We start from the raw sequence: 6,030 nt of genomic DNA on the forward strand, positions 1-6,030 counted from the left end.
GTGCCGCATGATCTGCTTCGAATTTGCGCGGGACAAAAAAACGGCAGGCCTTTCAGTCTGCCGCATGCATTTCCGATAGTGACGTTGGGAGCGCTCGCGGTAGCGTCAGGCGGCCGCGCGCCGCAATGCCGTTGCAACCGTGTGGATATGGGCAGCGCCAATGCCGCAGCAGCCGCCGATCATGGTTGCGCCGGCATCCGCCCAGGAGCAGGCGAACCGCGAATAGACATCGTCGGTCAGGTCGGTGCGCGTGCCGTGCAGACCTTCATTGGCGGCGGAATCGCCCTGTTCACCTTCGAAGGCATTGGCATAAACGCCGATCTCAAGCGAAACGCCCTTTTCCGCAAAGACGGCGGATGCCGTTTCCACGGCGGCTTTCATGATTTCCGGCTTGCTGCAATTGAAAAGAAGGGCGGCAGCACCAGATTGCGCCGCCCATTCGGCCGCCGCCTTTACCGTTTCACCAGAGCGCAGCGCAGGCTCGCCGCCGCCTGTCGCAGCCGCATCGTCGTTCAACGTGAAGGAAATCCAGAACGGTTTGCCGGTTGCGGCCACGGCTTCCCGCACCGCTTCGCCTTCGGAGATCAGGCTCAGCGTCTCACCCAGCCAGACATCGACGAAGGGCCCGAGATTGTCGACCAGTACCTTCAGATAGTCCTGCACCCGGGTTTCATCGAAATTCTGCGGCTCATAGGAGCCGAAGATCGGCGGCAGCGAACCGGCCACCAGCACGTCGCGACCGGAGGCGTCCGCAGCCTCGCGCGCCAGCCTGCCGGAAAGGGCGATCAGCGATGCGCCATCCTTCTGGAAACGCTCCTCGCCGATATGGAACGGCACCAGCGCATAGGAATTGGTGGTGACGACATCGGCACCGGCCTCGATGAATTCCTGATGCACCTGCCGCACGATATCAGGTGAATTGATGAGCGCCAGCGCCGACCATTCCGGCTGTTTCAGCTCGGCGCCGAGCCGCTGCAATTCGCGGCTCATGCCGCCGTCGAGAATACGGATAGTGCCCATGTTCATGCTCCTTGAACGGTTTACCGCCGGACCGGCACCTGCTGTTCGATGAGACCGAAACAGCGGGCGATGATGGCGGTGAGAATGAGATAGAAGACGGTGACGACGATCAGCGGCTCATAGACGAGCAGCGTGTCCTGCCGCACCTTGTAGGCGACGGCGTAGAGGTCCATCACCGTCACGGTAAAGGCAAGCGGCGTGGCTTTGAGCTGCATCACCACCTCGCCCGCAATGGTCGGCAGCGCGATGCGGATGGCGCGCGGCAGCCAGATGCGGCGAATAAGGGTGAAACGGCCCATGCCGAAAGCCCGGCCCGCCTCCAGCTCACCCTTTGGCACAGCCAGCAACGCGCCGCGCAGAACCTCGGCCTCATAGGCCGCGTAATTCAGTGTGAAGCTGACGGCGGCGAAAAAGAAGCCCTCGCGCAGCACCGGCCACATGAAACTCTGACGTAAGCCGGGGATCATCGGCAGAAACGAGCCGACGCCATAATAGAGCAGCCAGAGCTGGATCAGAAGCGGTGTGCCGCGAAAGAAGGTGCAATAGGCGCGCGCCAGAATTTTTGTCACCCGCCCGCCGCTGACCTGCGCGAAGGCAAGCCCGATAGCGAGAAGAAAACCAATGCTGACGGAGATGACGAGCAGCGCCAGCGTTTGCCAGGCACCGGACAGAAGCAGCGGCCAATATTTGGCGATCCATGAAAAATCCATGCCGCTTCCCCTTTATGCCAAGGCCGGCTGGCCGCGCCGCACACGGCGCTCCAGCAGCGAAAAGACGAGGTTGGAAACCAGCGTAATGGCAAGGTAAAGCAGGGCTGCGGCAAGAAAGAACAGGAAATATTGCTTGGTGCTGGCCCCCGCCAGCCGTGTCGCAAGCGCCAGTTCCTGATAACCGACAACCGCCACCAGCGCGCTATCCTTCGTTACCGCAAGCCAGAGATTGGCAAGGCCCGGCAGGGCGTTCGGCAACAGTGCTGGCAAGACCACACGGCGGAAACGCAAGGCCGGCGACATGCCGAAGGCGCGCGCCGCCTCGATCTGCCCGTTCGGAATGGCAAGGATCGCACCGCGCAGCACCTCGGTCATATAGGCACCCTGCACGAAACCCAGAACCGCAACAGCGGCAACGAAACCGTTGACTTCCAAAGGCGGCAGGCCTGCCAGTTGTAGCAGCCGGTTCAGGCCATCAGTGCCGGCGTAATAAAGCCCGACGATGAGGATCAGTTCGGGAACGGCGCGGATTGCCGTCGTGTAGAGATTGAGCAGAAGGCCAAGCGGCCTGTTGCCGGAGAGCTTGCCAAGTGCACCAGCAAGCCCGATGACGATGCCGATCAGATAGGCACCGGCGGAAATGGCAAGCGTCGACGCCGCACCCTTCAAAAGGGTGCCGCCCCATCCCGGAGGATAGGGTGACAGCAGTTGCAGCGTGGTTTCAAGGCTTGCCATTTATGTGACCGGTCAGGAGAAATTACTTACCGTAGATATCGAAGCTGAAGTATTTCTTGGTGATCTCGTCATACTTCCCGCTGGCGCGAACGGCGGCGAGAGCAGCGTTCAGCTTGTTCTTGAGTTCGGTGTCGTCCTTGCGCAGGCCGCCGGAAACGCCAAGGCCGAGGATTTCCTTGTCATCCGCAACGTTGCCCATGTCGGCGCAGCAATCCTTGCCGGCATCGCTCTTCACGAAGGCATCGAGAACGAGCGAGTCGCCGAACACGTAGTCGATACGGCCGGCTGCGAGATCCTGAAACGCCTCGTCCAGCGTCTGATAGGTCTTTTCGTCTGCGACAGCAGCGAAATATTTCTTGTAATATTCGGACTGGATGGTCGCGACCTGAATACCGATGGTCTTGCCCTTGACGTCTTCCGGCGCCGCACCCGGCTTGCCATCCTTGGCGCCGATCAGCTTGCTCGGCGTGTTGTAATATTTGTTGGTGAAATCGATGACCTTCTCGCGCTCTTCCGTGTTGGACATGGACGACCAGATAACATCGAACTTCTTCGTCTGCAGCGCCGGGATGAGGCCATCCCAGGAAAGCTCGACGATCGAGCATTTTTCCTTCATCTCCGCGCAGACGGCGTCCATGAGATCGATTTCCCAGCCCTGCCACTTGCCGCTGGCATCCTTGGCGAAGAAAGGCGGGTAGGATTCGTTCATGATGCCGAACCGGACATCGGCGCTGGCGGTGAAGGCGGAAACCGCAAATGCCGTTCCGGCAAGCAGCGTGGCGAAGAATTTCATTTAAAGTCTCTCCTGTTAAAACAAACGGCGAAGCGAAACGGCCATCACGCCAGCGCGCCGGTAAATTCCCTGCAACGGGCGCTTACGGGATTGCCGAACACCTGCGCCGGTGGCCCCGCTTCTTCCACACGGCCCTGATGCAGAAACATCACCTCGGTGGAAACATCGCGCGCAAAGCGCATCTCGTGAGTAACGAGCAGCATGGTGCGGCCTTCCTCGGCCAGATCGCGGATGACCTTCAGCACCTCGCCCACAAGTTCCGGATCGAGCGCCGAGGTGGGTTCGTCGAACAGCATCACCGCCGGCTCCACGCAGAGCGCGCGCGCAATCGCGGCGCGCTGCTGCTGCCCGCCGGAGAGGAACGCCGGATAGGCATTTTTCTTGTCGTAAAGGCCAACCTTGTTCAGCAGGGCTTCGGCCTTTTCCACCGCGTCCTGCCGCTTGACGCCGAGAACGTGAACAGGCGCTTCGATGACATTTTCCAGAACGGTGCGGTGGGCCCAGAGATTGAAATTCTGGAACACCATGCCAAGCCCTGTCCGCAGCTTTTCCACTTGCCGCCAGCTTTTCGGCACAGCCTTGCCGTCCCTGCCAATCTTCATGGCGATCTCCTCGCCATTGACGATGACCCGGCCGCGATCCGGCGTTTCGAGAAAGTTGATGCAGCGCAGGAAGGTACTCTTGCCGGAACCGGACGAGCCGATGATCGATATGACATCGCCTTTGTGGGCCTTCAGCGAAACGCCCTTCAAAACTTCGTGTGCGCCGAAGCTCTTGTGGATGTCATCCGCTTCGAGCGCACAGGCGCCTGTATCTGCCATTTATTGACCTTGCCGATCCGGTTCATTGCGTGTCGAGCAAAATGCGGAGCGGTTTTGCGACAGGACATGCATAACAACAAAGACTTAAGCCACGCATGTTTAGCGAAACCCGCTGCAAACGCGCGCAATATCAGGCTCTTTTACACATTTGAAACGAAAAATCATTTCAAAATATCATCCGCAAGCAACGATCTGCGCGATTTTCCCCTGATGCGCCTCGCCACGCTGGCCGCGTTACTGCCAGTCAGGGCCAATTGCGGTTCCGCCTGCGCCTCATCCTCGACAAGGCTGGCATTCGCCTGCAAACGCAGGCCCATCACGGCAACGACGAGGAAAAACCAGACGAAACCGGTACTGAGGAAGAACATCGTTTCCAGAAAGCCGTAGAGCAGGACATAAAGCCAGACGCCGACATACAACTTCGTCAGCGGGCTTTTGCGCGTGGCCTCATCCATCTTGCCGAGATCGCGAAGCGGCATCAGACAAATCCACGTCAGCACCAGAATAAGACCTGGCACGCCGCCGCCAAGCACAAGGTCGAAATAGCCATTGTGGGAATCCGGCGCCGTCGTTGCCCAGGTATTGTTCTCGGTGAAGCTCGTCATCAGGGTGTCGCTGCGCCAGAAGGCCTGGTAGCCGTATCCGACGATCGGGCTTTGGCGGATATAATCTATCGAGACGGTCCAGATATCGGTTCTGCCGGTGAAACTGGCGTCGATCCCCAGTTTCGTCAGCATCTGTGAAAAGACCGGATCAACGGTCGTGCCGACGATCACCACGGCGAAGGTTCCCAGAAGCACGGTCACAACAGCGTAACGCCATCTGGGCCAGCCCACGATGAACCAGCCCGTGGCGATGATGATCGGCATCAGGCCGAGCGCGGTCTTGCCACCCGACTTGACGAGAAAGATCAACGACAGCAACAGAACCGCCAGGCCGCCGATAAGGGACCAGCGCTTGCACAAATAAATCCCGACGATCATCAGCACCGCCATGATCGAGGCTGCCTCGTTCTTGTGGCGGAAGACCCCGCGCCAGTTGCCTACAAGGAGCGGCTCCAGCGCATCGCTTGCCTGATGGATCGACCGCGACGGCAGGACAGCAACGCCGAAATAACAGAGGAACAGGATGATCAGCACGCATGTGGCAAGCAGCGTGGTGAAATGCCGCTCGGTGCGCGGCAATTGCAGGAAGCAGCTGGCAAGCACGCAGATGATGGCGCACATGGCAAGCCGCCGCAGCGAAAACACCGGCGCGCCGCCCACCACCGAGGTAAAAATATACCAGCCGAAGATCGCGAGCATCAGCAAACGCGGCGTAAAGACAATGGAAGACGACCGCTCCTTTGCCATGAACGCCACGAAACTGATGAGCAGGATGATCGCGGTGAGCTGGTTGAGGAGGTTGGACCCGGCCGCCATGGCGGACCCCAGATAGGTCGAGGAAAGCGAGATATAGGGCGAGAAGCCGACCGTTAAATAAAAGAATGTCACATAAAACAGTGCATTCCGCCAGGCGGCACTCGCCTGCTCATCATGCGCTGCATCCATCAGGTAATTTTCTCTACCTTTTTCCATACGTTCTCACATCGTACCCGATGCTTCGTCTCGGTAAAATGAATATCCCGTCAAAACCCTATTTTTTAGTTATCCATAATACACGGAGGAATAGCGCCGGGACTTGCCGCTTTTTACTTCAGGAAATCGGAATCGGTAGACGAGGGACACCACCCTCGCATCTGGAAGTTAAATTCCAAAACTCAAAAATAACAGCAAAATTCCTCCATATTTCGTCCATTAGTTGCTTGTTTAAGTATATTTTGTTAACCTAACGCAATACGGGCGGCATCCACTAACAGATTGAAACAAGGCGTTTTATTCTCCGGATGATATTGCGGTACCGCAGAATTGCAAGTTTTATACCTATATTAAGATATTAAAATCTACACTGC

General features: G+C 58.1%; 6 protein-coding genes. All 6 read right to left on the minus strand.

The window, feature by feature from the left end:
- Positions 1 to 105: 105 nt before the first annotated feature.
- The 6 genes from GH784_RS26920 to uppW all read right to left on the minus strand — a co-directional run bounded on the left by GH784_RS26920 (position 106) and on the right by uppW (position 5,656).
- A complete protein-coding gene (locus tag GH784_RS26920; RefSeq protein ID WP_065702630.1) occupies positions 106 to 1,020 on the minus strand; it encodes a homocysteine S-methyltransferase family protein in 915 nt (304 codons plus the stop codon).
- 20 nt (positions 1,021 to 1,040) lie between these two features.
- On the minus strand, positions 1,041 to 1,730 hold the full coding sequence (locus tag GH784_RS26925) for an ABC transporter permease (RefSeq protein ID WP_013636681.1): 690 nt from the start codon (positions 1,728 to 1,730) through the stop codon (positions 1,041 to 1,043).
- Positions 1,731 to 1,742: 12 nt separating this feature from the next.
- Positions 1,743 to 2,465 (minus strand): ABC transporter permease, encoded by a 723-nt coding sequence (locus tag GH784_RS26930; RefSeq protein ID WP_013636682.1) that lies wholly within the window; start codon positions 2,463 to 2,465, stop codon positions 1,743 to 1,745.
- A gap of 22 nt (positions 2,466 to 2,487) precedes the next feature.
- On the minus strand, positions 2,488 to 3,258 hold the full coding sequence (locus tag GH784_RS26935; protein ID WP_003513835.1) for a transporter substrate-binding domain-containing protein: 771 nt from the start codon (positions 3,256 to 3,258) through the stop codon (positions 2,488 to 2,490).
- A 44-nt stretch (positions 3,259 to 3,302) separates the two neighbouring features.
- Positions 3,303 to 4,079 carry an ABC transporter ATP-binding protein gene (locus GH784_RS26940; protein ID WP_065702629.1) on the minus strand — a complete coding sequence of 259 codons (777 nt, stop codon included), beginning with the start codon at positions 4,077 to 4,079 and terminating at the stop codon, positions 3,303 to 3,305.
- Positions 4,080 to 4,240: 161 nt separating this feature from the next.
- Positions 4,241 to 5,656 (minus strand): Wzy-type polysaccharide biosynthesis protein UppW, encoded by a 1,416-nt coding sequence (gene uppW, locus GH784_RS26945; RefSeq protein WP_153794047.1) that lies wholly within the window; start codon positions 5,654 to 5,656, stop codon positions 4,241 to 4,243.
- Between the last annotated feature and the right edge of the window lie 374 nt (positions 5,657 to 6,030).

It is taken from the genome of Agrobacterium tumefaciens (assembly GCF_009649785.1).
Classification (GTDB): domain Bacteria; phylum Pseudomonadota; class Alphaproteobacteria; order Rhizobiales; family Rhizobiaceae; genus Agrobacterium; species Agrobacterium tumefaciens.